We start from the raw sequence: 24,942 nt of genomic DNA, 5'->3' as shown, positions 1-24,942 counted from the left end.
GGGCCACTCATGGCCTGTTTCCGTACGGCTCGGTGCGGCTGGGGACCTCAGCGGACTTTGGCGGCTCTTTTAAGGCTTTCTGAAGATGACCTTCGAACCCCCGTTTCCGCTCCGGCCGGGTCCTAGGCTCTCGAACACCCCCCACAGTCCCGGTGGGCGCGGTCGCGTCCACCGGGTACGGGGCTCCGTCAGCCGACAGACAAGCCGAGGTGTCCTGCGTATGGGTTCCCGCCGAGCCGACCGCCCGTCCCGCTCCCACGCCCGGCCCCGCGGCGGGCTCAGGACACGCGGTACCGCGCTGGTGCTCGGCGCCGTCACCGTGACGGCGGGCGTCGGGATCACCCTGGCCGTCGCCGGGGGCGAGGACGGCGCGGCCTCGGACCGGGTCACCACGAACGCCGCCGGTGAGGCACCGGGCGCCGAGAACGCGGCGGGCGGTGCGACGCCGTCCGCCTCCGCGCCGGCGAGCCCGAGCGCCACGGCGAGCAGCTCGCCGAGCGGGAGTGCCGGGCCGAAGGTCAAGGACAAGGACAAGGACAGGGAAGAGAACGGGCCGAAGAAGTCGGCGAGTGCGTCCACCAGCCCGGCGGAGGCTGCCGAGCCCGCGTCGAAGGCTCCCGTGAGGACGACGGCGAAGAGCGGCGGCGAACGGCCGTCGAGCGGTGGCGGCGATACGGGCTCGGGTTCGGGCAGCGGATCGGGTTCGCAGTCGGGATCGGGATCCGGTGGGTCCGGTGGGGTCGAGGCGCAGGTCCTCTCGCTCGTGAACGAGGAGCGGGCCGCGGCGGGCTGCTCGCCGGTCACGGCGAACGACCGGCTGACCCGGGCCGCCGACGACTACAGCGACGTCATGGCGAGCAGCGGTGTGATGTCCCACACGGGCCCCGACGGCTCCACCATGGCGAGCCGCGTCGAGGCCGCCGGTTACCAGTGGTCCACGCTGGGCGAGAACATAGCCCGGGGCCAGGGGAGCGCGGCCTCGGTGATGGACTCCTGGATGAAGAGTCCCGGCCACCGCGCGAACATACTCAACTGCTCCTTCGAGGAGCTGGGCGTCGGCGTCCACTTCGGCGACGGCGGCCCCTGGTGGACCCAGAACTTCGGCGCCGGCCGCTGACGCCCGTCACCGTCCCCCGCCTCCGGCTCCGCTCGCGCTCGCGCTCGCGCTCGCGCTCGCGAGTACGAACGACACCCGCACCCGCGCGCCGCCCAGTGGCGCGCGGGTGATCGTCAGTTCTCCGTCCGCCGCGCGGGCCGCCCGGGCCACGATGTCCAGGCCGAGGCCGGTGGACCCGCCGACGCTGACGCCCCGGGTGAGCGCGGCCTCGGGGTCGGCCACGCCCGGGCCCGCGTCGTCGACCGTGAGGAACACGTGCCGCTCCGCCCGCTCCACGCGGACGGCGAAGGCGGTGCCCTGCGGGGTGTGCCGGAAGACGTTGCCGATCAGGGCGTCGACGACGGCCGCGAGGTCGTCCTCGGGGAAGGCGACGGGCGCCGGTCGCGGGGTCAGGGAGCGCTCGTAGGGCCGCTCCTGCTGGGCGGCGAGGACCGACCAGAAGTCCAGGCGCGCGGCGACCACCTCGGCGACGTCGCACGGCTTCGCCGGGCCCGCCCCCGTCCCGCCGAGCTGTACCGCGGCCAGGGGCGTGCGCGCCGCCGCGATGATCGAGTCGAGCTCGCTCTCCAGCTGGCCGGCGGCTTCCGTGACCCGCCGGGCGCTCGGGGTGGCGCCCATCCGGTCGGCCTCCAGGTAGAGGGCGGTCAGCGGGGTGCGCAGCCGGTGGGAGAGGTCTGCGACCAGTTCGCGTTCGACGGCGAGCAGGTCGACGACCCGGTCGGCCATGGTGTTGAACGCCACACCGGCCTCCTGGAGCTCGGGCGGGCCGTCCGGTTCCACCCGGACGCCGAGGTCGCCGGAGCCGAGGGCCAGCGAGGCGCGCTTGAGGCCGCGGGAGGAGCGGACGACGCGGGCGCCGAGCCGGTCGGCGACCAGCACCGAGCCGCCGACCAGGCCCAGGGCGAGCAGCGCCATCACGCCCCAGGAGGCGGCCACCCCCCGGGTGAGGTCCGCGGCGGGCACGTAGGCCTCCACGACCGCGACCCGGTCGCCCCGCAGGACGACGGGCTGGAGGTGGACCCAGCCGTCCGCGGTGTCGACGGCGAGCGTCTCGCGGCGCTGTACGGCCCGGTCGAGCGCGTCCTGGGGCGCGTGCGGGGTTCCTACGAAGCCGCCGTCGGGCAGCCGTACGACGAGCTGGTCGGAGGAGCCGAGTTCGGCGACGGCCTGCTGTACGTCGGCGCGCCGGGTGGTGAGGGCGAGTACCGGGGACAGGGCCGAGGCGCGCTGCTCGGCGACGGTGGTGACGCGGTCCCGGGCCTGTTCGCGGACGAGGAGGGCGAGGGGGATGAGGAACGACAGCGCCACCATCGAGGTGACGGCCAGGGCGATCCCGGCGAGAGCACGCCTCATGGCGAGCTGACCAGCTTGATGCCGATACCGCGCACGGTGTGGAGGTAGCGGGGCTTTCGCGCCTTCTCACCCATTTTGCGGCGGAGTGCGGAGAGGTGGACGTCCACCGTCTGGTCCTCCACGTACGGCTGCTGCCACACCTCCGTGAGTATCCGTTGCCTGGATATGACCTGGTCGGCGTTGGCGGCCAGGTAGGCGAGCAGATCGAACTCGCGACGGGTGAGGGCCAGTTCCCGGCCGGCGAGGTGCGCGGTGCGCGCGGTGGGGTCGATGCGCAGGTCGGCGACCTGGAGGACGGGCCGCCGCGCCGCCCGGACGTCGGCGGGCACGGAGCGGCGCAGTACGGCGGCGAGCCGGGCCGCGAGCTGTCCGCCGGAGAAGGGTTTGACCATGTAGTCGTCGGCGCCGGCGTTGAGCAGCCGGATGATCTCCGTGTCGTCGTCGCGGGCGGTGGCGACCAGCACCGGGACGCGGGAGATGCCCCGGATCATCCGCAGCACGTCGAGACCGTCGAGGTCGGGCAGCCCGAGGTCGAGGACCACGATGTCCGGCGGGCTCTGGGTGATGTCGCGCAACGCCTCGAAACCCTGGTGAGCGGTCTTCACCGCGTAGCCGTGTCCGGTCAGGACCTCGATCAGCGCGGCCCGGATCACGGGGTCGTCCTCGACGACAAGTACGGAGGCCATGAGCAGGCACGTTAGCCGGTCCGTCACTATGGTGTCGTGTCCCGCCTCCTGCGCTACCTGATCATCTGGCTGTCGTGCACGGCGGCCAGTGTCACGGCTGTCATCATCACGATCCACTTCGTGGTGGGCTCGACCCGGCCGACCGCGCCGGTCGCGCAGTCCGCGCCGAAGGAGTCGCCGGCGTCGCCCCGGCCCACTCCGTCCGAGACCGAGCGGCCTTCGCCCAGCCCGTCGGCGACCAGCCGCCGTCCCAGCCCGACGCCGTCCCGCAGCACCGAGACGCCCGCCGCGCGTGAGCCGAGTCCGACGGCGACGGCCACGGCGACGCCGACCGCCCGCACCACACCGGCGCGGCCTGGGACTGGCGGGAGCGACCCGGGGTGCGAGGAGGGCGGGGCCGGCGTGCACACGGTGCCGAGCGAGGGCGGCAAGGTGACCGTGCGGTTCGGCAGCGACCGGGTGTGCCTGATCTCGGCCGTGCCGGACCGGGGCTTCACCGCGAGTACGAGCCAGAGCGATCCGCAGACGCTGACGGTGACGTTCTCGGCGAGCCGCCACCGGTCGGAGATCACCGCGACGACGCAGCCGCGGAGCAGGGCCGACGTGCGCGAGGTGTCGTGGTGACGGCCCTCGCGCGAGCGCCCCGGCACCGGCCGGCGGAGGCGGGTGGCCACCGCCGGCCGGCGGGGACGTACGGTCACGTCACGTCGTGACGCAGGCCGTCCCGTCGAGGCTGAACGCGGCCGGGGCGGTGTTGGCGCCGCCCTTCCCGGCGGTGAAGCCGAGGGTGACCGTGCCGCCGGCCGGGATGGTGGCGGTGTAGGAGGCGGGGGTGACGCTCACCGTACCGGCGTCCTGGGCCGGGGTCCCTCCCCACATGTTCGTGATGGTCTGGCCGTCCGCGAAGGCGAAGGCGAGCGTCCACGGGCCGATGGGCGCGGTGCCGGTGTTGCGGACGGCGATCTCGCCCTGGAAGCCGCCGGGCCACTCGCCCACGACGCGGTATCCGACGGAGCACGTGGCGCCGGGAGTGCCGCCGCCCTCGTCGGTGGTGACGTCCACGGTGGCGGAGCGGGCCGAACGGTTGCCCGCCGCGTCGCGGGCGTAGACGGCGAAGGTGTAGGTGGTGCCGGCGGTGAGACCCGTCACGGTGACGGTGTTGGTGACGGAGGCCGCGACCTCACTCTCGCCGCCGTCCCCGACCCGGACGACGTCGTAGCCGGCGACGCCCACGTCGTCCGTCGCGGCGGACCAGCCGAGGGTGACGGAGTCGTCGGTGACCGCGGAGGCCGCCGGGGTGCCGGGCGTCGTCGGGGCCCGCGTGTCGTCCGGGCCGCCGCCGAAGACCGTGGCCTCCTTCGAGGTCCGGGCGATGCCGTCGGCGCCGTGGAAGATGCGCTCGCCCCAGGAGCTGAGCCGGCCGGGGTCGAAGTCGAGGGCGAGGTCGAGGACCGGGTCGGTGTTGCCGCTCCAGGACCAGGCCAGGTAGCCGAGGCCGAGCTGTTCGGCGGTGGCCATCATGGTGTCCTCGTCCGGGTCGCCCCACTGGTCGGCGGGACCGCCGAACTCACCGATGAGGATCGGCAGCCCGGCGTCGACGAAGGCGTTCAGATAGTCGGTGATCTCCTGCGCGGTGTCGTAGACGCTGTACATGTGGATCGAGAAGATCAGGTTGCCGGTGGGGTCGGCGTCGTAGACGGACCGCGCGTTGGCCCGCATGACTCCCTGCCAGTCCTGGCCCCAGTTGGGCGCGTCCACCATGATCGTGTGCTGGAAGCCGGCGGCGCGCAGCTTCCCGATCGCCGCGATGGTCGGCTCGGTCCAGCCGGCGGGGTCGGTGTTGCCCCAGGGCTCGTTGCCTATGTTGACGACGACGTAGTCCTCCTCGCCGGCCAGTACGTCCTTGAGGCCGATCCAGTAGTCGGCGGCGTGGTCGAGCGTGCCCGCGGCGGCGTCCTCGCCGTAACCGGTGGTGTCGTGCACCTCCAGTACGCAGATCAGCCGGTTCGCCTTGCACTGGCCGACGACGGCGGCGACGTCCTCGGGGCTGTTCTCGCTCCAGCGGTGACCGTCGGACAGCACGACCCGGACGGTGTTGGCGCCCAGGGCCTTGACGTCCGCCAGCGACTGGGTCTCGCCGGGGTACCAGGTGTGGGCGTGGTTGACCCCGCGCATGACGAAGTCGTTGCCGTTGCCCTCCAGCAGCCGGCCGTCGCCGATGTGCAGGCCGGTGGCCTGGGCACCCGGCGCCTGGGCCAGCGCGGCCGCCGGGCAGAGGGCGCCGACGACGACCACGCCGACCAGGGCGGCCAGCCCGGCGAGCAGGCGGGTCAAGAGGCTCTTCGGTGTATCGCGTCTTGCTGCGCGCACGGCGACTCCATGACTGAGTAAGTGCGGACACTAAGGACAGCGAGGGTGTGGGAGCGCTCCCATGAACTCATTGCGCCGCGTACACGTCAAGACGCTCGACCGAAAACGCCTGCCGCCCGCCGATCCCGGTGGCCCGGACCGGCCGAAGGGCGGCCCGCCGCGGACCGCGCGCATCCGCCGGGGCCCCGGCTACGAACAATCAGTGAGGCCTCTCCCCCGCTCACTCGCCCGGTCTCACGCGGACGGCCGCCGACCACGTGCGCAACCCGCGGAGAGGCGCCAGTGTCGAGCAGAGCCGAGGAGCGACGATGGACCACGGAAGCGACGCGGACACGGAGAGCGGCACGCGGCCCCGCCCGGGCCGGTCCTCCGGCGATGCCCGGGTGGACGAGCTGCTCACCCGCGCCGCCGCCGGCGACGAACAGGCGTTCGCCGGTGTCTACGACGCTCTGGCATCCCCGGTGATGGGTCTGGCCTGCCGGGTGCTGAGGGACGAGGCGCAGGCGGAGGAGGTGACCCAGGACGTGATGGTGGAGGTGTGGCGTACCGCCGACCGCTTCCGCCCGGAGCGGGGAGCCGCCCGGAACTGGGTGCTGACTCTCGCGCACCGCCGGGCCGTGGACCGGGTGCGGTCCGTCACCGCGGGCCGGGCGCGTGAACTGCGCACCGGGGCCCGGGAGCAGGACCGGCCCTTCGACGCCGTCACCGAGGAGGCCGAGGAACGGGAGGAGCACCGCGTGGTCTTCCGCTGCCTGGCCGAGCTGTCCGGGCGCCTGCGGCTGCCCTTGGTGCTGGCCTACTACGAGGGGTTGACGTACGCGGAGGTGGCCGATTCGCTGGCCACTCCGGCGGGCACCGTCAAGTCGCGGATGCGTCAGGGGCTGCGGCGCCTGCGCGAGTGTCTGGAGACGGCATCATGAGAACCGGCGACGACCCGCATCTCGATGTCGGTGCCTACGCGCTGCACGCGCTGCCGCCCGACGAGGAAGCCGCCTTCGAGAACCACCTGGCGAGCTGCGCCGAGTGCCGGCGCGAGGCCGTCGAACTGACGAGGACGGCGAGCCTGCTGGGCGCGGCCGAGGCCCGTACACCGCCCCCGGAGCTGCGCCACCGGGTGCTCGCCCAGATCTCAGCCGTACGGCAGGAGCGTCCGGAGCCTGCGGACCGCCCGCGGCGTCCGGGGTCCTGGGTACGTCACCGGCGGCGGCAGCAGGTCCTCGGGCTGGCGCTGGCCGCTTCCGTCGCGGCCGCGGCGGCTCTCGGCGGGGTCGCCTGGTGGCAGCACACGGAGGCCGACAGTGCCCGGGAGGAGGCCGCCGACCTGCATACCGGCGCGGAGGCGCTCACCGACGTGCTGGCCGCCCCCGACGCCACGATCAGCACCGCGGAGCTCGCGCACGGCGCGACGGCGAGTGTGGTCGCCTCACAGGCCCAGGGCCGGGCCGCGTTCATCGCGTCGGGCCTGCCGCCACTCACCGACGACCGGGTCTACGAGCTCTGGTACGCGGAGGCGGGCGAGTTCCGGCCCGCCGGACTGCTGTCCGGAGCGGGTGGCCGTCAGGCGCACATCCTCGACGGACCGCTCGAGGGGGCCACCGCCGTCGGCATCACCGTGGAGCCCGCCGGCGGATCGCCGCAGCCCACCACCGACCCGATCGGTCTCATCTCCGTCCCCGTGTGACAGGCGGGGACGGAGATGACGACGGCTACGGCGCCGGTACCCCCCGGTCGAGCGGTGTCCGCGGTGTGAGCGCGTCGTCGCCGTAGAGGGCCTGTACCCAGTTGGTCTGGTAGACGGTGTCGAGGTAGCGCTCGCCAAGGTCCGGGGCGATCGCCACGGGGGTGAGCCCGGGTGTGCCGTGCCGGGAGAGCCAGCTCGTCGCGCCGCTGACCACCGTGCCGGTGGACCCGCCGAAGAGGAAGCCGCGCCTGGCCAGGCTCCGGCAGGTGCGGACGGCGTCGGCCTCCTCCACGCGCACCGCCTCGTCCACGTAGTCCTCGTCGAGAAGCGGCGGCCGCACGCTCATGCCCAGTCCCGGGATCATCCGGCGGCCCGGCGGGTCGCCGAAGACGGCGGAGCCGACACTGTCCACGGCGACGATCCGCACCGGCCGGTGCCAGGAGCGGAACCAGCGGGCGCAGCCCATCAGCGTGCCGGTGGTGCCGACACCGATGAACAGCACGTCCAGTCGCGGGAACCAGCGGGCGATGGCCGGAGCCGTTTTGAAGTAGTGGGCCTTCCAGTTGTCGGGGTTGGTGTACTGGCTCAGCCAGACGTGGCGGTCGTCCGCCGCGCACAGGCCGCGTACGTACGCCAGCCGCGCGCCCAGCAGACCGCCGGCGGCGCCTTCGTCGGAGACGACGTGCACCTGGCTGCCCAGGGCCTCCATCATCAGCCGGGTGGTCAGGTTGCAGCGGGAGTCGGTCACGCAGACGAACCGGTAGCCCTTGCTCGCCGCGATCATGCTCAGGGCCACACCGAGGTTGCCGGAGGAGGACTCCACCAGGATCGAATCCCGTTTCAGGGTTCCGCTCCGCTCGGCGGACTCCACCATCTCGGTCGCGGCCTTGAGCTTGATGGAACCGGCGAAGTTGAAGCCCTCGCACTTGAGGAAGAGCCGGTGCCCGGACATCGACGCGAGGTCGACGTACAGGTCCTCCTCGTTGAAGGCCTGGGGGACGGATATGACTGGCACGATGGTCTCCTCGGGTGGGACCGGATGGTGGACGGCGGGCCGTCCTCAGCCGTGGCGTCGCAGTTCGTGGAAGAAGTCGTCGATGACGTGCAGTTCGCCCGAGCGGGCCACCTCGTCGTGGACGAACTTGCCGACGGCGAGGTCGAGCACGCCCAGGCCGAAGGGCGAGAAGACCACCGGCCGGTCGCCCGGCACCGTCACCCGGCCGGCCATCACGTCGTCCAGCGTGCCGAGCAGGAAGTCGCGGCTGCCGGTGAGGCGTTCGGTCAGGTGGGGTGAGGTCTCGGCCCGCAGGCAGTGGTCGATGTCGTCGACGACGTTGGTGGCGGACAGCAGCACCTGGGGCGCGAGGTCGCGCAGGGACACGTGCAGTACGACCGGGTTGTGGTGGAACCAGGACGGGTCGTCGATGTGCGGCCGGTCTGCGACCGTGGCGAAGACGACCAGGTCGCTGTTGCGGACCAGTTCCTCGGCGCCGCTGTGCACGGTGACGCGGCCGACGGCCCCGGACTGCTCCAGGTAGGTCCGGAAGCCGGCCGCGCTGTCGGGGGACACGTCGTACACGCCGACGGCGTCGAACGACCAGCCGGTGCCTTCGAGGTAGGTGTGGATGTAACGGGCGATCAGGCCCGCCCCGACGAAGCCGAGCCGGGTGGGGCGCGCTCGCCCCCTGCTGAGCCGGTCGGCCGCCGACGCGGCCGACGCGGCGGTCCTGGCGGCGCTGATGATCGAGCTCTCCATGCAGGCGAAGGGGTAGCCCGTGGCGTGGTCGTTGAGAACGAGCACGGCCGACGCCCTGGGAATGTCCGACGCGACATTGGCGGGGAAACTGGAGATCCACTTCAGACCGTCCACGCGGTTCTCGCCGCCCAGGGAGGCGGGCAGCGCGATGATCCGTGACGACGGCCGGTCCGGGAAGCGGAGGAAGGAGGACGGCGGGTTGACCGAGCGGCCGGCGCCGTGCAGGCGGTACGTCTCCTCGACCACCTCCGTCACGGTCTTCTCCCGTCCCGTGAGGACGTGCTTGACCTGGGCGCCGGAGATGACCGCGAAGGGCGGCACGGTCGGTGCGCCGGCGCGTGCGGTCCCGGCCGCGGTGGGACGTACGGTCGTCATGCCGCTGCCCTCCCGGATCGCGAGGCGGAGTGTCCGGGGCGCAGGAGGTGCGGGTGTACGGGGTTGCCCATCGCCACCAGCACCTCGCGCGGCCCCTGGTACGCCTCCCGGCTGTGCGCGGTGCGCAGGTTGTCGACGACCATCAGGTCTCCGGCGGCCCAGGGCCGGCGCAGGGTGTGCGCCTCGTAGGCCTTGCTGATCTGCTCGACGGCGTCCTGGGGGACCGGATCGCCGTTGCCGTAGCGGGTATTGAAGGGCAGGCCGTCGGGGCCGTACTCCTCGACGAGGAACTCCCGCACCTCCGGGGCCATGGTCCACTCGTTGAGGAACGCGATCTGGTTGAACCAGCAGCGCCGGCCGGAGACCGGGTGGCGCACCACGGCGGGGCGGTGCTGCCGGGTGCGCAGCGAGCCGTCGGGACGCCAGGACCAGTCGATGGCGCTCGCGCGGCAGTACGCCTCGACGGCGCCGGGGTCCTCGGTGCCGAACGACTGCGTCAGCGTGGCCCCGATCTCGTCGTGGTAGGTGCGGGTGAGCAGCCATCCCTCCCGCTCGAAACGGCCGACCAGTTCGGCGGGCAGCGATTCCAGTACGGCGGCCGAGTCGGCCACGGCGGTGGCGCCGCCCTCGGTGGGCGGCCGGAGGCAGGCGAACAGCAGCAGGCCGGGGCACCGTGTCGCGTAACTCAGCTCGTGGTGCATGCACATGGGCTGATTGGGCGGCCAGGCCGAGGACGAGTGGACGCCGTCCGCGTGGGCGGCACGGGCGGCGAACGCCTCCCGTTCGTTCACGGGGCTGTCGGCCAGCCGGTGGAGGAGCGCCTCGACGTCGGCCGGGGTGCGCGGTGCGAGGCCGCGCACCGTGAGCGCGCCGTGCTCGGCGACGAGGTCGAGCACGGTGTCCCGGTGCTCGGCCGCCCAGGCCGCCGGGTCCGGGGTTCCCTCGGCATAGAGGATGACCGGGGTGTCGTCGGCGTCCGGCGGCGGTGCGGTGATCGCGGTGGGGAGAGCATGGGTGGGGGGAGCATGGGTGGGGGGAGCATGGGTGGGGGGAGCGGGGGTGGTGGGGGCCGGGTGGTTGCGGAACAGTGCGGAGAGCATGAGTCCTCCTCGGACAGTGTTTCTTCAGGGCCCGGCCGGGGGCGCGGTGACGCGCGTGCCGGTCCGGGAGTCGAGCAGGCCGGCCAGGTCGGCGAGGACCGGATGGCCGGTGAGGTCGCGCAGGGAGATCAGCCGGTCCAGGCGGACCGCGAGGCGCACGGCCGACAGCGAGGTGCCGCCCAGGCCGAAGAAGTCGTCGCCCCGGCCGACCCGTTCGGGCGGCAGGCCCAGTACCGCCGCCCAGTTCGCCGCGAGCCGGCGCTCGGTCGGGGTGCGTGGGGGCCGGTGGGAGTCCTCGGCCGTGCCGAGTGTGCCGGCGAGCGCGGCCAGCGCCTTCCTGTCGGTCTTCCCGTTGGGGGTGAGCGGCAGGTGCTCCAGCTGATGGAGGGAGACGGGGATCATGTATGCGGGCAGCAGGTCACCGAGGCGCTCCCGCAGGTGGTCGGCGGTCAGGGGCCGGGCGCCCGTGCAGAAGGCGGTCAGTCGCCGGCCGTTGCCCTCCGGGCCGCTCACCACGACCGCGCCGTCGCGGACGCCGTCCACCCGCAGCAGCGCGTTCTCGACCTCGCCGATCTCGACGCGGAATCCGCGGATCTTGACCTGCGCGTCCGCGCGGCCGAGGAACTCCAGCTTGCCGTCGGGCAGCCAGCGCCCGAAGTCGCCGCTGCGGTAGAGCCGTTGACCGGGGCGGTGGGGATCGGTCCGGTAGGCGAGGCGCGTGCGCTCGGGATCGTTGACGTAGCCGCGGCCGACACAGACGCCGGAGAAGACGATGGCTCCGGGGGCGCCGAGCGGGACGGGGACGAGAGCGTCGTCGACGACGTAGACGCGCACGTTCCGCACCGGGCGGCCGAGCGGTATCCGGTCGGTGGCGGGCATGGCGTCCATCACCTCGTGGTTGGTGTCGTCGGACGTCTCGGTCAGTCCGTAGGCGTTGACCAGCCGGACCGCGGGCCCGTCCGTGAACCACCGCTGGACGAGTTCCGTCCTGAGCGCCTCGCCGGTGACCGACACGCACCGCAGGTCCGGCAGGTCGCGCGGGGTGCGTTCGAGCGCGGTCAGGAGGACGTCGAGGTACGAGGGCACGAGCTGGAGGACGTTCACCCGGCCCTCGGTGATCGTGTCGAGGAACCGGTCGGCGTCGAGGACGGCGTCCTGTTCGACCAGCAGGGTCCGCCCGCCGGTCAGCAGGCCGGCGAGCAGCTGCCACAGGGAGATGTCGAAGCACTGCGACGCCGTCTGCGCCACGACCGTGCCTTCGCCGATGTCCAGGTCCTCGATCTTGGCGAGGAGATGGTTGAGCAGACCGGCGTGCTCGCACATCGCGCCCTTGGGCTCTCCGGTGGAGCCGGACGTGAAGAACACGTACGCGAGCCCGTCCGCCGGTATGTCCGTGCCGGGGCGGGTGCCGTCGGTGGCTCGCTCGGTGACATCGGGGACGAGGAGCTTGCGCGTGCCGGGCAGGGAGGTGAGGGCCCGGTCCAGGTTGGCCGTGCTGCCCGGCTCGGTGAGCGCGAGGGCGCAGTCGGCGCGGGTGAGTACGGCGGTCATCCGCCCGGGCGGATGGTGCGGGTCGACGGGCAGGTAGGCACCGCCGGCCTTGAGTACGGCGAGCACGGCCGCGGTCCAGTTCAGGTCGCGCCCGGTCACCACGGCGACCGTGTCCTCGGGGCGCAGCCCCCGCGCCAGCAGGGCGCGTGCCAGCCGGTTGGCCCGTACGTCGAGCTCCCGGTACGTCCACTGCCGGTCACGGTGCACGAGGGCGACGGCGTCGGGGTGGCGGCGCACGCGCTCCTCGAACAGTTCGTGGACGCGGCGGTCCGGCGGTTCGCGGGTCGGTCCGGCGAGTCCGTCGAGCTGGAAGCGGGTCTCCGCGGCGGACAGGAGCCCGCGCCGGTCGTGCGGGGCGTCCGGGCCGGCGGCCAGCTGTCCGAGCGCGGCCAGGTGGTATCCGCCGATCCGGGCGGCGCAGCCGGCGTCCAGTACGTCGGTCCGGTAGCGCAGGCGCAGGACGCGCCGGCCGTTTCGCTCCCCCGCCGTGACGGCGAGGACGGTGCCGTCCGCGAGGGTGCCGGGCTCGTGCCCGGTCGGGTCGAACACGACCTCGGGGGCCTTCTCGGGTGCCCTGGGCCGCGTGAGTGACGGAGTCATTGCCTCCGCCTCCGCCTCCAGGGCCGCGGACACCAGCCGGCGCCAGGAACCAGGGCCTACCGTCAGCTCCCAGGTCAGCGGCCCGGTCCCGGCCGGGGGCAGATAGCCGCCGCGGACGGCGGGGTCGCCGGAGAGCAGGGCGAGCACCTTCGCGTGGGCCGCCAGGAGTACCGCGGTGAGCGGCACGCCCAGTTCAGCCGCCCGGCGGTGCAGGGCCGCGGTCACTCTTTCAGGGAGGCTGACCAGGTGCTCCGCGGTGCCGGGTACGGGTGCGAGTGTCCAACGCGGGACGGTCGTGCGGCCGCCCTCGGTCTCCGGGGTCCCGGCTTTCGGGGCGTGTCCGCCGGTCACTGCCGTCGCCATCACAGTCCACCTCCACTGCCGTAGGTGTCGTTGGTCCCGTCGGTGTCGTTGGTCCCGTCGGTCCCGTCGGGTACGGGGTGGGCCGGATTCCCCGCCCAGCGGGTGTGTCCGGGGACGGTCTCGCCCTTCATCAGGAAGACGTCCGCCGCCAGGACCGCCCCGTTGCCGACCGTGACGCCGTAGTGCACGAACGCGCCGACGCCGAGGGTGCAGCCGGCGCCGATGACGCTGCGGTCCGACTTGAACGTGCCGTCCTCCTGCGAGTGGCACTGCACGGCGCTTCCCGCGTTGAGCGTGCAGCCGTCGCCGATGGCGACCATCGGGCGCTCGGTGAGGCTGCAGCCGTCGTCGAACACCCCGGACCCGACGCGGACGCCGAGCAGCCGCCACACGACGGGCTTGAACGGGGTGCCGTTGAGGACCTGGAGGTACGTCTCCGAGGGAACCTTCCAGTACCGCTCGCGGTGCCAGAAGCGGCGGTCGTAGATCGAGCAGAACAGCGGTCCCGGCGGACGCCGGCGCGTGACGGCCCGTTCCACGGCGACGAAGTACAGGAGGGTGAACGGCAGCAGGACCGCGTTGGCCAGCGCGATCACCATCACGCCCCACTGCGGGTACAGGCTCGCCGCGCACGCGAAGAGCACGGTGACGCAGAAGAGGAACAGCCAGCCCGTGAGCAGATGGCAGGCCATCGTCGTCGCGTTGTGCCGGTTCTTGGCCGCCAGGCGGCGGCGCAGCCCGTCTCCCTCCTTGAGTTCGTCGAAGGTGCTGTCCCGCAGCACCGACCGCGGGATCTCGAAGGCGGGGGAGCCGAGCAGACCGACGTCGTGCCGCGGCGGACCGTCGAGCGGGATCATCACCTTCGTCGCCAGGAGGCAGTTGTCGCCGGTCCTGCCGCCCGGCGGGTAGGCGATCCGGTTGCCGAGGAAGTTGTGCGCTCCCAGAGAGGTCCGCGACAGGCGGAAGGAGGTGCTGGAGTACTCGGCGTTCATCATCGAGAGACCGTCCGCGACCATGGTGCCGGTGCCGACCGCGCTCGCGAAGGGGCTCTCGTGCTTGACCCGGGTGCCGAAGTTCGAACCGGTCTGCTCCACCCTGGAGAGGTCGTACCCGATCCAGCGCAGGTAGTGCACGATGTACGTGCTGTCGCCGAACAGCCGCGTGAGCGATGCCCGGTTGCTGATCAGGAGGATCGCCCGGTGCAGGGCGTGGTGGAGGCCGTAGAGCGGGTATGTCCGGCCCGGGGTGACGCATCGGCTCAGCAGACGCGGGACGGTGCCCACGACGGCCAGGGAGACGAGCACGGCACCGAAGAAGGTCACGGCCGTGATAACCAGTACGTCTACGTAGAGCACCCAGCCGGCCGGGGTCGCCCGTCCGCGGCCCAGCGGCGTGGAGCCTTCCAGGACCGGGGAGAGCAGCGCGTCCAGGAAGCCCACTGCCAGCGGTACGTAGACCAGTTGCGCGGTGAGGAGCAGGAGGGCTCCGTTGACCGCCCGCCGGACGGTGCCGCAGCGGGCGGGTGCCACCGGCTGGAAGTCGGCGTCGGTGGGCTGGGCCGGTGACCCGTGCCAGTGCTCGCCGTCCGGGACGGTCTGGCCGGTGTGCAGCGAGGACGCGTGGCCGAGCTGGGAGCCGTCGCCGAGACGGGAACCGATGTCCAGTACCGTCGCCTCACTGACGACCGCGTTCCGGCCCAGAGCGACCGGCCCGGTCTCGATCACTCCGTCGTGGGCGTGGTAGCAACTGATGAGGGAGTCCTTGCGGACGACCGTGCCGTCGCCGATCGTCAGCAGGTCGGCGCAGACGGGCACACCGCGCGACAGGAACGTCACCCCTCGTCCGATCCGCGCGCCCAGTGCCCTGAGGTAGAGCGGGTACAGGGGCGAACCGGCGAACAGTACGAGTGGACTCGACCGGATCAGCGTCTTGACCAGCCAGAAGCGAAGGTAGGCGAGGCTCCAGACGCGGAACCGCTGTGGCGTCCACCGGCCGATGAGCAGCCACTTCGCGATCACCGGCAGGGCGCACAGGACCACGAGCAGCACGGCGCCGAAGGCCACGGACCGCAGGTAGGAGTCGAGCAGGCCGGTTCCGGCGGAGATCCAGTCGTAGCCCCGGGCGCCGACGAAGGCGAGGAGGAGGGCGTAACCGAGGTAGCCCAGCAGTTGCAGGGCTCCGCAGAGCACGTGGTGGGGGCGTCCCGTCGGCGCCGGCGCCCCGCGCCCCGGCTTCTGAGTGGCGGTCGTCCCGGGGGCGGGCGCGGTCGCTGCCGTGTCCGCGAGGGCCGCTGTCAGCTCGTTGATGGTCGGATGCCGGTAGATGTCGCGCATCGACACCGACGGCAGGTCCGGCCGCTTCCTGACCCGGGCGCAGAAGTGTGCCATGACCAGGGAGTCCGCGCCCAGGTCGTTGAAGAAGTGACCGTCGAGTGGCACCTCGTCGACGTGGGCGACGTCCGCGAGCAGCCGGGCGAGTGTCTCCTCCGTGCCGGGCACGGGGGGAACCGCGAGCCCTGCGTGGTGGTCGGTGAGGGCCGAGGGGACGGTGTCCCTCACCTCGAGTCGCTGTCCCGTCATGAGGACTCCCTGGGCTGCTGCCGGTCGAACGTCCTGCTGTCTTGCCAGGTATTCGTCGCCAGGGGGGCGAGGTATGAGGAGACCTCGGATTTTCTCGCCTGGTGAGCAGCCGTCTCACCAGGCGACCGCCTCGTTCGGACGGACGGACGAGCGGAGGGGGCGGCCGGGCGAGCGGAGGGGGCGACCGGGCGGAAGGCACCGGCCGCCCCCGCGGTTCCGGCCCCGCCGGAACCGTCCCGCCGGGCGCCCTTGCGCGAATGCCCGGCAGACGACGCGCCGTCAGCTCCGGAGGGTGAGGACGGCGTCGATGATGTGGACGTCGGCGTCGGCGGTCTCGGCAAGGTCGCTGTCCGCGCACGACCCGTCCGGGTCGCTGTCCGCGCACGACCCGTCCGGCCCGTCGGTCACTCGACCGTCACCACGACGGAGTGCCATCCGCTGGCGCCGTCGGGGACGGTGCGGGTGCGCTTCTCGGTCTGTGTCTCGCCGGTGCGGTCGGCCGCCCGCACGGTCAGGGTGTGGCCGCCCTTGGTGGCCTGCCAGGCGTAGGACCACTGGCGCCAGGTGTCGCGCGAGTCCTCGGCCGCGAGGGTGGCGTCCTGCCAGGGCCCGTCGTCCACCCGGACCTCGACCCTGTCGATGCCGCGGTGCTGGGCCCAGGCGACGCCGGCCACCATCACCGTGCCTGTCTTCGGCCGGGCGAACGGCTTCGGCGTGTCGATCCGGGACTGGGTCTTGATCGGGGCCTCGCGCGCCCAGTCGCGCTCGACCCAGTACGAGTCGTACGCGTCGAACGTGGTCAGCTCGATGTCCTTGATCCACTTGCAGGCGGACACGTAGCCGTACAGACCGGGCACCAGCATGCGGACGGGGAAGCCATGATCGAACGGCAGGGGCCGGCCGTTCATGCCGACGACGAGCATCGCGTCGGTCCATGACGTCCTCGACCGGGCTGCCGATGGTCATGCCGTCCACGGAGCGGGCCACCAGCTGATCGGCCGGTCCGCCCGCCGAGGGCGGCCGTACGCCGCACTCCTCGAGCAGGTCGGCCAGCCGGACGCCGATCCAGCGGGCGTTGCCCACGTACGGGCCGCCGACCTCGTTGGACACGCAGGTGAGCGTGATGTCCCGCTCGATCAGCTCGCGGCGCAGCAGGTCCTCGAAGGTCAGGGTCTTCTCACGGGTGACGCCCTCGCCGTGGACGCGCAGCCGCCAGGCCGTGGCGTCCACCTTGGGGACCACCAGGGCGGTGTCCACGCGGTAGAAGTCACTGTTGGGCGTGATGAACGGGCTGACGCCGGCCACTCGGAGCTGTGCGCCCCGGGGGATCGCGGGGGCACGTGAGTCGGGTGGCGGGAGATCGATGTTCTTCCGGGAGGCAACGGCCTCCTGACCACTGGAACCGTTCAGGACCCGGCCCAGCACGCCGGCCCCGGCCGAGGAGGCGGCGGCGGCCGTCGCCGCGATCACGAAGCCGCGCCGGTCCCAGCCCTCGCCGCCCTCGCCCTGCCCGTCCGGTACGGCCCGGCGGGGCGCGAGGAGGCGGCCGACGAGGGCGTGGAGGAGCCCCGCGCCGACGACAGCCCCGAGGACGGAGGGGAGGGCGTCGGTGACGCTCGTGGAGTCGGGCCGGCTGGTCGCCGCCGCCGCGCCCACTGCCCCGAAGAGCAGTACTCCCGCGGCGCCGGTGCGCCGGTGGCGGAGGGCGAGGACGCCCAGGGCCAGGGCGAACAGCGCCAGGACGGCGAGGATGCCGAGCTGGAGGATCAGCTTGTCGTTGGTGCCGAAGTTGCGGATCGCCCAGTCCTTCACGGCGATCGGCGTACGGTCGATGGCGGCCCCGCCGACCGCGACGACCGGGCCGGCCTGCGGACGTACCGCCGCCGCCACCAGCTCGGCGACGGCGAGCGCGGCGCAGGCCGCCAGGAGACCGCTCAGCGCACCGAGCCCGCCCCGTGTCACGGTCCCCGGATTCCGCGGTTTCTTCTCTTCGTCGCTCACGTTGGTGATCCGAGGCCGGGAGGCGGGCGGATTGGTCGCCCCGCCGCCCGGCCGGGTAGGTCAGGCGGGCCTTCGCGTCTTCTTCACGGCGCGTCGCGCCCGCTGACGCGCTCCAGCACCGAACGCATCGCCCGGTGCACGGCGTCGCGTGACTCGTCGGTCCGGTCGAGGGACTCGAAGCTGTGGTGGCCGTGCGGCACGTCGACCACCTCGACGTCCGCCCCGCAGTCCTCGGCCGCGGCCAGGAACTCCTCGACGGTGGCGGCGATCTCGGGCATCTCCCGTCCCACCCGGGTGAGTACGACGGGCAGCGCGCCGGCCTTGGCCACCGCGTGTGCCGGGTGGAAACGGGTGCCGGACAGCCCCCAGTTCGGCAGCGGAGCGAGGACCGGGTAGGTGGCGGCCAGGCAGCGCAGCCACCGCGGAGGAGCCGCCAGCCAGTCGGCGGCGATGAGGCCACCGCCCGAGAAGAACCACAGCGCGATCCGGTCCGCGTCCACGCGTGGGTCGGCCCGGACCAGTTCCACGGCGGCGGCCACGTCCGCGGCGGCGCGCTCGTAGTCGGCCAGGTCGTGCAGGCGGTGGTCGAGGACCACGCCCACCGCCCCGTCGCCGGCGGCGTACCGGGCGTACCCCGTCAGGGCCGGCCAGTCCCGCGGGGTCGGCCGGGCGTCGGCGGGGACCGGGCCGCCGTGCACGAGGACGATCGCCGGCCTCGGCTCCTGGGCATCGGGCAGGTAGAGATCGACGTTCCCGTGGCGCTCCCGGGGGACCTCGGGGACGTCCAGCAGGAACGGCCGCAGATGCGGGGGCGGTGCCGCGGCGTCGACGGGCTGGAGCCGGTGTCCCTCGCCTGCCGCGGCCCGCAGCAGGACGTCCGTGAGTTCGGCGGGGCAGGACAGCATCGGCCAGTGTCCGGTGGGGAGTTCGAAGAAGGTCACCCGGGGGTCGATCAGGGCCCGCAGGGCGGGATCGCCGAAGCCCACCAGCATCTGGACCATCTCGATGCTGGTGCCGTTGCCGGTGCACAGCACGCCGGTGGTGGCCACCGAGGTCACCGCGCCGGTCAGCCGCAGGGGCTGGAGCAGGGTGCCCAGCGGTTGCGGTGCGGCGAGGGCGGTGAGCCGCTCCAGCGCCGCGTCGGGAACGCCCTCGGTGCTGCCCCAGAGCCGCCACTCGTCGTGGGCCGGGGGCGGCAGCACGCCGTCGGCCGGCTCGGCCCGGGCCGCCCCGGCCAGCCGTTCGCGCAGGGACTGGTCGGGGACCGCGGCCAGGGCGGGGACGCCGTCCTGCGGCATGGCCGAGTCCAGATGGACGACCCTGTCGACGCGCTCCGCCCGCCGGCCGGCGGCGCCGAGTGCCGGGTGGATGCCGTAGTCGTGTCCAACCAGCACGATCTTCCGGTCGGCCGCCGTCCCGACCGAGTCGATCACCGCGAGCACGTCCGCGACGTGGGTCTCCAGGTCGATGCCGCTCGCCGAAGTGACGCGGGGGCCGTCGAGTCCGGTGAGGGCGACGGCGTGCGCCTCGGCGCCCGCCTCGGTCAGCCGCGCGGCTGTGTCCTGCCAGATGTGTGTGCCGGTGAACATGCCGGACACCAGGATGAACGCGGTCATGGCTTCTCCTCCGTACGCCGTTCGGTCCGCCGGTACGGTAGGAACTCCCCCTGAGGGAGGTTCAAGTGATCACGGCGTGCGACGGTCTGTGCGGCATCGGGGAACTCGCGGAACGGGCGGGTGTCACCGTCAAGACCGTCCGTTTCTACTCCGACCGCGGACTGCTGCCGGAGGCGTCCCGCAGCGTCGGCGGGCACCGGCGGTACGGCCCCGGGGCGCTCGACCGGCTGCGCCTGATCCGCTCTTTGCGAGCCCTCGGCCTGTCCGTTCCCGAGGTGCGCCGCGTTCTCGACGAGGAGGACGAGACCCAGGAGGCGGGTGGCGAGGGCGCGCCCGGCGGCGGCGCGCTGGAGGCCGCGGTCGCCGGCCGGCTGCGCGAACTCGGCTCCGAGCTGAAGGCGTTGCGCTGGCGCGAGGCGGCGCTGCGCCTGGTGCGGGAGTGTCCGCCCGGGGAACGGGCCGGCCGGTTGCGGCTGATCGGCGCCGTGCCCGCCCCGCCCAGCACGGCCCCCCTGGTCCGGTTCTGGCGCGGCTGGCTGCCGCCGCGGATGCCGGCCCGGGCGGCCGGCGCTTTCCTGGACATCGCGGTGCCGCGGCCGCCCGACGATCCGACCCCGGGCCAGGTCCTCGCCTTCGCCCGGCTGAACGCCCTCACGCTCGCCCCGTGCCCCGGCACCGCACAGCCCCAGCCCGAGGCGCACAGGACCGCCGGGGCCCAGGGGTCCGCCGTGCTGTACGCGGGGCTGGCGGAGGCGTACGAGCTGGCGGGCGTGCACCTGCGCCGGGGCCGGGACCCGCAGCCGGGCGAGGCGTTGGACGGCTTCGTCGCCGCGTACACGAGCGCGTACGGCGTCCGGGACACCCCGGACTTCCGTCGGCGACTGGCCGGGCAGCTCGCGGCCGACCCCCGGATCGACCGCTACTGGGAACTGGTGGCCGAGGTGCTCACCCCGCCCGGGCGGCGACCGGAACCGACTCCCGGCTCCGCGCACGACTGGCTCCTCGCGGCCCTGGTCGCACAGACGGGGGCACCCCCGGTTCCCGTGACGTGACGCGCCGTGCCGTGCCGTGCCTTGGCGTGACGTGACGTGACGTGACGTGACGTGGCGTCAGGGCACGTCACCCCGCCAGTCGAAGCGGCGGGGGTCCGAGGGCCTCGGGCCGTACGCGCAGTGGCCGCCCGGGCCGTAGCGGCCTATCTCCGTCGCCAGTGACACTCCCCGGCCGCGCTCTCGCTCGGTCAGGTCGGTGATGTCGAGCAGCAGACCGTCCAGGGGACCGCCGACCAGCTGCGCGTAGACGCGTCCGCTCCGCGGCCCGGGGTTGTCGTGGTCGGCGCCGTAGACCCTGCCCCGCATGAACTCCACCTCATCCATGACTCGCAGCCTCCCATCCGCCACTGACAACGGCGGCTGGCAGCCTGCCGTGGGCGCCGGCGCGGCCCAGGGCGCTCGGCCGCCGGGCGAGGCTCACCGCACGTCGTGGTTCCGCCGTCGTCGGGCCGGCACCCGTCCACGGCTCCAGGTAGGCGTCACGCGGCCGCGGCAGTACGGAACAGCTGGCCGCCGTGCAGGTCCGCGTGGTCGACGGAGCCCGGCACGCCCACGGCCGCGAGTTCCGCGCACCGGTCCAGGAGGCGGGGGCGGAGTTTCGGGGCCTCCCAGCCGTGCGGTCTCCCGTGCGTGCGGAGTCGGGGCATGCTGCGTGGCGGCGTACTGGCGCAGGAGTTCCTCCCATGCCTCCGGACCCACGGACTCCCCTGCGAGTACGTCCCGGAAGAGCGCCCCCGCCGGCCGCAGACCGCGTGCGGTGAGCCGGTCCCGTACCCAGTCGAGGGTCGCGGCCCGCCGGTCCTCGTCCTCCCACGAAGTCACCGCCTCCTGGTACCGGCCCCGGTCCACGACCACCGACATCTCACCGCGCAGCACGCCATCTCAGCATCGCGCGCCACGCGTGACCACCGCTTCGCCGCTCGTCGGGGACACCTCCGTCGCACGGGGCCCGGAACGGCGGAGGGTGAGGGCGAGGAGGGCCGCGGCGGCGCATGCCGCGCCGAGGACCACCCACACCGGGTCGTACCCGGCGAAGGTGTCACGGGCGACGCCGCCGAGGAAGGCGGCCAGGGCCGCGCCGACCTGGTGGGCCGCGCTGGTCCAGCCGAAGACGATGGCGCTGTCGTCACCGTAGAACCGGCGGCACAGGGCGATGACCGGCGGCACCGTGGCGAGGTCGAGGAGGCCGAAGAGGACGACGAAGGCCAGCATGGGCGGCGTGACGGTCGCGCTCATGATCAGGGGCAGCGCGACCAGCAGGAGGCCGCGCAGGGTGAAGACGACGGCGAGCAGCCTGCGGGCGTCGACACGGTCGGTGAGCCATCCGGCGGCGACGGTGCCGGCGACGTTGAAGACGCCGATCAGCGCGAGGAGGGTCGAGGCGGTGGTGACCGGCATGCCGTGGTCGTGCGCGGCGGGGGCGAAGTGGGTCCACATGATGCCGTTGGTGGAGGCGCCGCAGATCGCGAACGCGGCGGCGAGCAGCCAGAACGGGGTGGTGCGCGCGGCGGCGCTCAGGACGGCGAGGGCGCGGCGCGCGGCGCCGGGGACGGGTGGAGGTCTGGGTACGAACACGGTGCTGCCGTAGGGGCGTTCGCCGGTGTCGGCGGGATGGTCGCCGAGCGCGAGCCGGACGAGGAGGGCGGTGGCCAGTGCGGCGAGTGCCAGGGTGACCAGGGCGGGGCGCCAGTCGTAGTGGTCGATGGTCCAGGACAGGGCGGGCAGGAAGACCATCTGGCCGAGGACGCCGGCCGAGGCGAGGATGCCGGTGACCAGGCCGCGTCGTTCGGTGAACCAGCGGTCGGCGACGGTGGTGGCGAGGGTCATGGCCAGGCAGCCGGTGCCCAGGCCGACGAGGAGGCCCCAGAAGAGGGTGAACTGCCAGGCCGCGTCCATGACGGTGGTGAGCAGCGCTCCCCCGGCGACGACGCCCAGTGCGGTGAGGACGACGCGCCGGACGCCGAAGCGGTCCATCAGCGCGGCGGCGAAGGGGGCGGTGAGGCCGTACAGGACCATGTTCACCGACGCGGCGAGGCCGATGGAGCCGCGGGACCAGTGGAAGTCGCGTTGCAGCGGGCCCTGGAGGACGCCGGGCATGGTCGAGAAGGCACCGGCGACGACGATCGTGATTCCGGTGACGGCCGCCACCCACCAGGCGCGGTGTCCGGGGCGGAAGCGATGGTTCGCGGTCGTGTGGGGCATGGACACCACCCTTCGCCGGATGTGTGGCCCGAACCACTGACCAGATGGACTACGAGTGAAAGAATCTGGCCATGAGGGGCACGAAGGGTGAGGCGGAAGAGGCGGCGGGCGCACAGGCGCCGCACCGTGTGGTGGTGTTCGTGCGTCCCGGGCTGCTGCCGATGGAACTGGGGATCGTGCACCGTCTGTTCACCACGGCCGCCGACGACAGCGGGCGACCGTTGTACTCGGTGCTGACGTGCGCCTCCGCGCCGGGCGAGGTCGCCACCGACACGGACTTCAGCGTCAACGTCCCCCACGGGCCGCAGGTCCTGCGGAGTGCCGGCACGGTGGTCGTGCCGGCGGCCCTGGAGGACTACGGGCCGCAGCAACGCGGGCGGCTCGCCGCTCCGGTCCGCGCTGCCCTGGACCTGGTTCCCGCGACCGCCCGGCTGGCGTCCATCTGCACCGGCTCGTTCGTGCTGGCCGCGGCCGGCGTGCTGGAGGGGCGGCGGGCCACGACGCACTGGAAGTCCTGCGCCGAACTGGCCTCGCTCTATCCGGAGGTCGACGTCGATCCGGACGTGCTCTACACCGACGACCGGGGCGTGCTCACCTCGGCGGGTGTCGCCGCCGGTATCGACCTCTGCCTGCACATGATCCGTGACGACCACGGCGCGGACGTGGCGAACACGGTGGCGCGCGGCACGGTGGTGCCGCCCCATCGCGACGGCGGCCAGGCGCAGTACATCGACCGGCCCGTCCAGCGGGTGGACGGCTCCTCGACCGCCCCCGCTCGTGCGTACGCGCTCCAGCGGCTGGGCGATCCCCTCACCCTCGAGGAACTGGCGGGGCAGGCCGCGATGAGCGTGCGGACCCTCAACCGGAGGTTCCGGCAGGAGACCGGGACGACGCCCATGCAGTGGCTCGCCCGGCAGCGTCTCGACTACGCCCGGCGGCTGCTGGAGCGCGGTGACGAACCGGTCGACCGCGTCGCCGCCCGCGCCGGCTTCGGCACCGGGACCGCGATGCGCCAGCACTTCCGCGAGGTCCTCGGTGTGTCACCGCGCGCGTACCGCAACACCTTCCGCGGCGGTGCGGCGTAGGCCTCCGCCACCGCGCGCGGTTCGAGTGGGAAGGCGCGGTTCGAGTGGGACCGCGTGGTGCGAGTGGGACGGCGTGGTGCGAGTGGGACCGCGTGCGGTTCGGAGCGGGAGCGAAGACCGGGTCCGCCCGGCTGCCGGCGCACCTGGCGTCACGGAAACGGACCGATCCATTCTGGTGACCGCCGGGTGCCGTGCCCGGCCTGCCCGGGTGACGGCGGACGGGCGTGGTAGACAACGTTGACGACGGGCACTGGCAAGGAAGGAATGCCCCGCCCCGGCGCAGCCCGACCACAGGAGTGAGTGAGTAGCCCGTGCTGTTGAAGACGTTCCGTTGGGCCTTCGCCGTCACCGCCGTGGGTCTGGCCGCGGGGGTCCTGTACGACGGGTGGACCGCCTTCGGGCTCGTGGCCATCCTCGCCGTGCTGGAGATCTCCCTGTCCTTCGACAACGCGGTGATCAACGCCGGGATCCTGAAGAAGATGAGCGTCTTCTGGCAGAAGATCTTCCTCACCGTCGGCATCCTCATCGCCGTCTTCGGTATGCGCCTCGTCTTCCCGGTCGTGATCGTGGCGATCAGCGCCCGGCTGAGCCCGTGGGCCGCGGTCGATCTGGCGCTCACCGACAAGCAGCGCTACCAGGAGCTGGTGACGGACGCCCATCCGTCGATCGCCGCCTTCGGTGGCATGTTCCTTCTGATGATCTTCCTCGACTTCGTCTTCACGGACCGCGACGTCAAGTGGCTGGGCCCGCTGGAGCGCCCGCTGGCCAGACTCGGCAAGGTCGACATGCTGTCGGTCTGCGTCGCCCTGATCGCGCTCCTGATCTCCTCGGTCACCGTGGGCGCCCACGCCCACCAGCACGGCGGCACCCATGTCGACAAGGCGGAGACGGTCCTGCTCGCCGGAATCGGCGGCCTGATCACCTACATGGTCGTCGGCGGTCTCTCCGGATTCTTCGAGGACAGACTCGAACGGGAGGAGGAGCGCGAGCACGCGGCCGAGGCAGCGGCCGAGCGCGCGGGCAGGCCCGGTTCCGCCGTCGCGCTCACCGGCAAGGCCGCGTTCTTCATGTTCCTCTACCTCGAGGTCCTGGACGCGTCGTTCTCCTTCGACGGCGTCATCGGCGCCTTCGCCATCACCAACGACATCGTCCTGATGGCGATCGGCCTGGGCATCGGCGCCATGTACGTCCGGTCGCTCACCGTCTACCTGGTCCGCCAGGGCACCCTGGACGACTACGTCTACCTGGAGCACGGCGCGCACTACGCCATCGGCGCCCTCGCCGCCATCCTCCTGGTGACCATCCAGTACCAGATCAACGAGATCATCACCGGCCTCATCGGCGTGGTCCTGATCGGCTCCGCCTTCCTGTCCTCGGTGCGCCGCAACCGCGCGCTCGCGGCGTCCTCCTGACGCCGTGTCCGGCCGATCCGCCGGATTGCCGGACCGCGGGAGT

20 protein-coding genes and 1 pseudogene are annotated in these 24,942 nt (G+C 73.0%); 6 read left to right on the top strand and 15 right to left on the bottom strand.

Annotated features, from left to right (window positions below):
* The first annotated feature begins 220 nt into the window (after positions 1 to 220).
* Positions 221 to 1,117, top strand: a complete 897-nt coding sequence (locus tag ACH4NX_RS02710) for a CAP domain-containing protein (protein WP_351393838.1) — start codon at positions 221 to 223, stop codon at positions 1,115 to 1,117.
* Positions 1,118 to 1,123: 6 nt separating this feature from the next.
* Here ACH4NX_RS02710 and ACH4NX_RS02705 read toward each other — a convergent pair whose 3' ends face one another.
* From ACH4NX_RS02705 to ACH4NX_RS02690, 4 genes are read right to left on the bottom strand one after another with little or no spacing between them, the layout of a single operon-like run.
* Positions 1,124 to 2,470, bottom strand: coding sequence for an ATP-binding protein (locus tag ACH4NX_RS02705; RefSeq protein WP_398127410.1), 1,347 nt, complete (start codon positions 2,468 to 2,470; stop codon positions 1,124 to 1,126).
* Positions 2,467 to 3,156 carry a response regulator transcription factor gene (locus ACH4NX_RS02700; protein WP_351393832.1) on the bottom strand — a complete coding sequence of 230 codons (690 nt, stop codon included), beginning with the start codon at positions 3,154 to 3,156 and terminating at the stop codon, positions 2,467 to 2,469. Before ACH4NX_RS02700 ends, ACH4NX_RS02705 begins: the two co-directional genes overlap by 4 nt.
* 53 nt (positions 3,157 to 3,209) lie before the next feature.
* Positions 3,210 to 3,857, bottom strand: a complete 648-nt coding sequence (locus tag ACH4NX_RS02695; RefSeq protein ID WP_398127409.1) for a hypothetical protein — start codon at positions 3,855 to 3,857, stop codon at positions 3,210 to 3,212.
* A 1-nt stretch (position 3,858) separates the two neighbouring features.
* Positions 3,859 to 5,526 (bottom strand): cellulase family glycosylhydrolase, encoded by a 1,668-nt coding sequence (locus ACH4NX_RS02690; protein WP_398127408.1) that lies wholly within the window; start codon positions 5,524 to 5,526, stop codon positions 3,859 to 3,861.
* 308 nt (positions 5,527 to 5,834) lie between these two features.
* Between ACH4NX_RS02690 and sigK the strand changes: the two genes are divergently transcribed.
* A complete protein-coding gene (gene sigK, locus ACH4NX_RS02685) occupies positions 5,835 to 6,446 on the top strand; it encodes an ECF RNA polymerase sigma factor SigK (protein WP_398127407.1) in 612 nt (203 codons plus the stop codon).
* Positions 6,443 to 7,207 carry an anti-sigma factor domain-containing protein gene (locus ACH4NX_RS02680; RefSeq protein WP_398127406.1) on the top strand — a complete coding sequence of 255 codons (765 nt, stop codon included), beginning with the start codon at positions 6,443 to 6,445 and terminating at the stop codon, positions 7,205 to 7,207. The genes sigK and ACH4NX_RS02680 overlap by 4 nt, the downstream gene beginning before the upstream one ends.
* A 25-nt stretch (positions 7,208 to 7,232) precedes the next feature.
* On the opposite strand, the gene sbnA is transcribed toward ACH4NX_RS02680, so the two are convergent.
* The 8 genes and pseudogenes from sbnA to ACH4NX_RS02640 all read right to left on the bottom strand — a co-directional run bounded on the left by sbnA (position 7,233) and on the right by ACH4NX_RS02640 (position 19,148).
* Positions 7,233 to 8,222: a 2,3-diaminopropionate biosynthesis protein SbnA gene (gene sbnA / locus ACH4NX_RS02675; RefSeq protein ID WP_398127405.1), complete on the bottom strand. Its 990-nt coding sequence runs from the start codon at positions 8,220 to 8,222 to the stop codon at positions 7,233 to 7,235.
* A gap of 45 nt (positions 8,223 to 8,267) precedes the next feature.
* Positions 8,268 to 9,338 carry a 2,3-diaminopropionate biosynthesis protein SbnB gene (sbnB, locus tag ACH4NX_RS02670; protein WP_398127404.1) on the bottom strand — a complete coding sequence of 357 codons (1,071 nt, stop codon included), beginning with the start codon at positions 9,336 to 9,338 and terminating at the stop codon, positions 8,268 to 8,270.
* A complete protein-coding gene (locus ACH4NX_RS02665) occupies positions 9,335 to 10,438 on the bottom strand; it encodes a TauD/TfdA family dioxygenase (protein ID WP_398127403.1) in 1,104 nt (367 codons plus the stop codon). The genes sbnB and ACH4NX_RS02665 overlap by 4 nt, the downstream gene beginning before the upstream one ends.
* 24 nt (positions 10,439 to 10,462) lie before the next feature.
* Entirely contained in the window at positions 10,463 to 12,952 is a 2,490-nt protein-coding gene (locus tag ACH4NX_RS02660; protein WP_398127402.1) for an amino acid adenylation domain-containing protein, read from the bottom strand.
* Positions 12,952 to 15,531, bottom strand: a complete 2,580-nt coding sequence (locus ACH4NX_RS02655; RefSeq protein ID WP_398127401.1) for a Pls/PosA family non-ribosomal peptide synthetase — start codon at positions 15,529 to 15,531, stop codon at positions 12,952 to 12,954. The genes ACH4NX_RS02660 and ACH4NX_RS02655 overlap by 1 nt, the downstream gene beginning before the upstream one ends.
* A gap of 279 nt (positions 15,532 to 15,810) precedes the next feature.
* Entirely contained in the window at positions 15,811 to 15,939 is a 129-nt protein-coding gene (locus tag ACH4NX_RS02650; RefSeq protein WP_398127400.1) for a hypothetical protein, read from the bottom strand.
* Positions 15,936 to 17,532: pseudogene (locus ACH4NX_RS02645) on the bottom strand (sulfite oxidase). Before ACH4NX_RS02645 ends, ACH4NX_RS02650 begins: the two are co-directional and overlap by 4 nt.
* Before the next feature lie 83 nt (positions 17,533 to 17,615).
* Positions 17,616 to 19,148 (bottom strand): dienelactone hydrolase family protein, encoded by a 1,533-nt coding sequence (locus ACH4NX_RS02640; RefSeq protein WP_351393812.1) that lies wholly within the window; start codon positions 19,146 to 19,148, stop codon positions 17,616 to 17,618.
* A gap of 65 nt (positions 19,149 to 19,213) precedes the next feature.
* Here ACH4NX_RS02640 and ACH4NX_RS02635 point away from each other — a divergent pair, with 65 nt between their 5' ends.
* Positions 19,214 to 20,200: a MerR family transcriptional regulator gene (locus ACH4NX_RS02635; RefSeq protein ID WP_398127399.1), complete on the top strand. Its 987-nt coding sequence runs from the start codon at positions 19,214 to 19,216 to the stop codon at positions 20,198 to 20,200.
* A 57-nt stretch (positions 20,201 to 20,257) separates the two neighbouring features.
* Here the strand turns inward: ACH4NX_RS02635 and ACH4NX_RS02630 are convergent, their stop codons facing one another.
* From ACH4NX_RS02630 to ACH4NX_RS02620, 3 genes are all read right to left on the bottom strand, one after another.
* Positions 20,258 to 20,524, bottom strand: a complete 267-nt coding sequence (locus ACH4NX_RS02630; protein ID WP_351393807.1) for a hypothetical protein — start codon at positions 20,522 to 20,524, stop codon at positions 20,258 to 20,260.
* A gap of 155 nt (positions 20,525 to 20,679) precedes the next feature.
* The gene (locus ACH4NX_RS02625; RefSeq protein WP_398127398.1) at positions 20,680 to 20,847 is read right to left on the bottom strand and encodes a hypothetical protein; all 168 of its coding nucleotides are present in this window, start codon (positions 20,845 to 20,847) and stop codon (positions 20,680 to 20,682) included.
* Between the two features lie 235 nt (positions 20,848 to 21,082).
* The gene (locus ACH4NX_RS02620) at positions 21,083 to 22,402 is read right to left on the bottom strand and encodes an MFS transporter (RefSeq protein ID WP_398127397.1); all 1,320 of its coding nucleotides are present in this window, start codon (positions 22,400 to 22,402) and stop codon (positions 21,083 to 21,085) included.
* A gap of 71 nt (positions 22,403 to 22,473) precedes the next feature.
* Here ACH4NX_RS02620 and ACH4NX_RS02615 point away from each other — a divergent pair, with 71 nt between their 5' ends.
* Positions 22,474 to 23,487 carry a GlxA family transcriptional regulator gene (locus ACH4NX_RS02615; RefSeq protein ID WP_398127396.1) on the top strand — a complete coding sequence of 338 codons (1,014 nt, stop codon included), beginning with the start codon at positions 22,474 to 22,476 and terminating at the stop codon, positions 23,485 to 23,487.
* Positions 23,488 to 23,798: 311 nt separating this feature from the next.
* Positions 23,799 to 24,899: a DUF475 domain-containing protein gene (locus ACH4NX_RS02610; protein ID WP_398127395.1), complete on the top strand. Its 1,101-nt coding sequence runs from the start codon at positions 23,799 to 23,801 to the stop codon at positions 24,897 to 24,899.
* The last annotated feature ends 43 nt before the right edge of the window (positions 24,900 to 24,942 follow it).

Source organism: Streptomyces sp. NPDC017225 (assembly GCF_044331465.1).
Lineage (GTDB): Bacteria > Actinomycetota > Actinomycetes > Streptomycetales > Streptomycetaceae > Streptomyces.
This window is presented reverse-complemented; position numbering and strand designations above follow the sequence as displayed.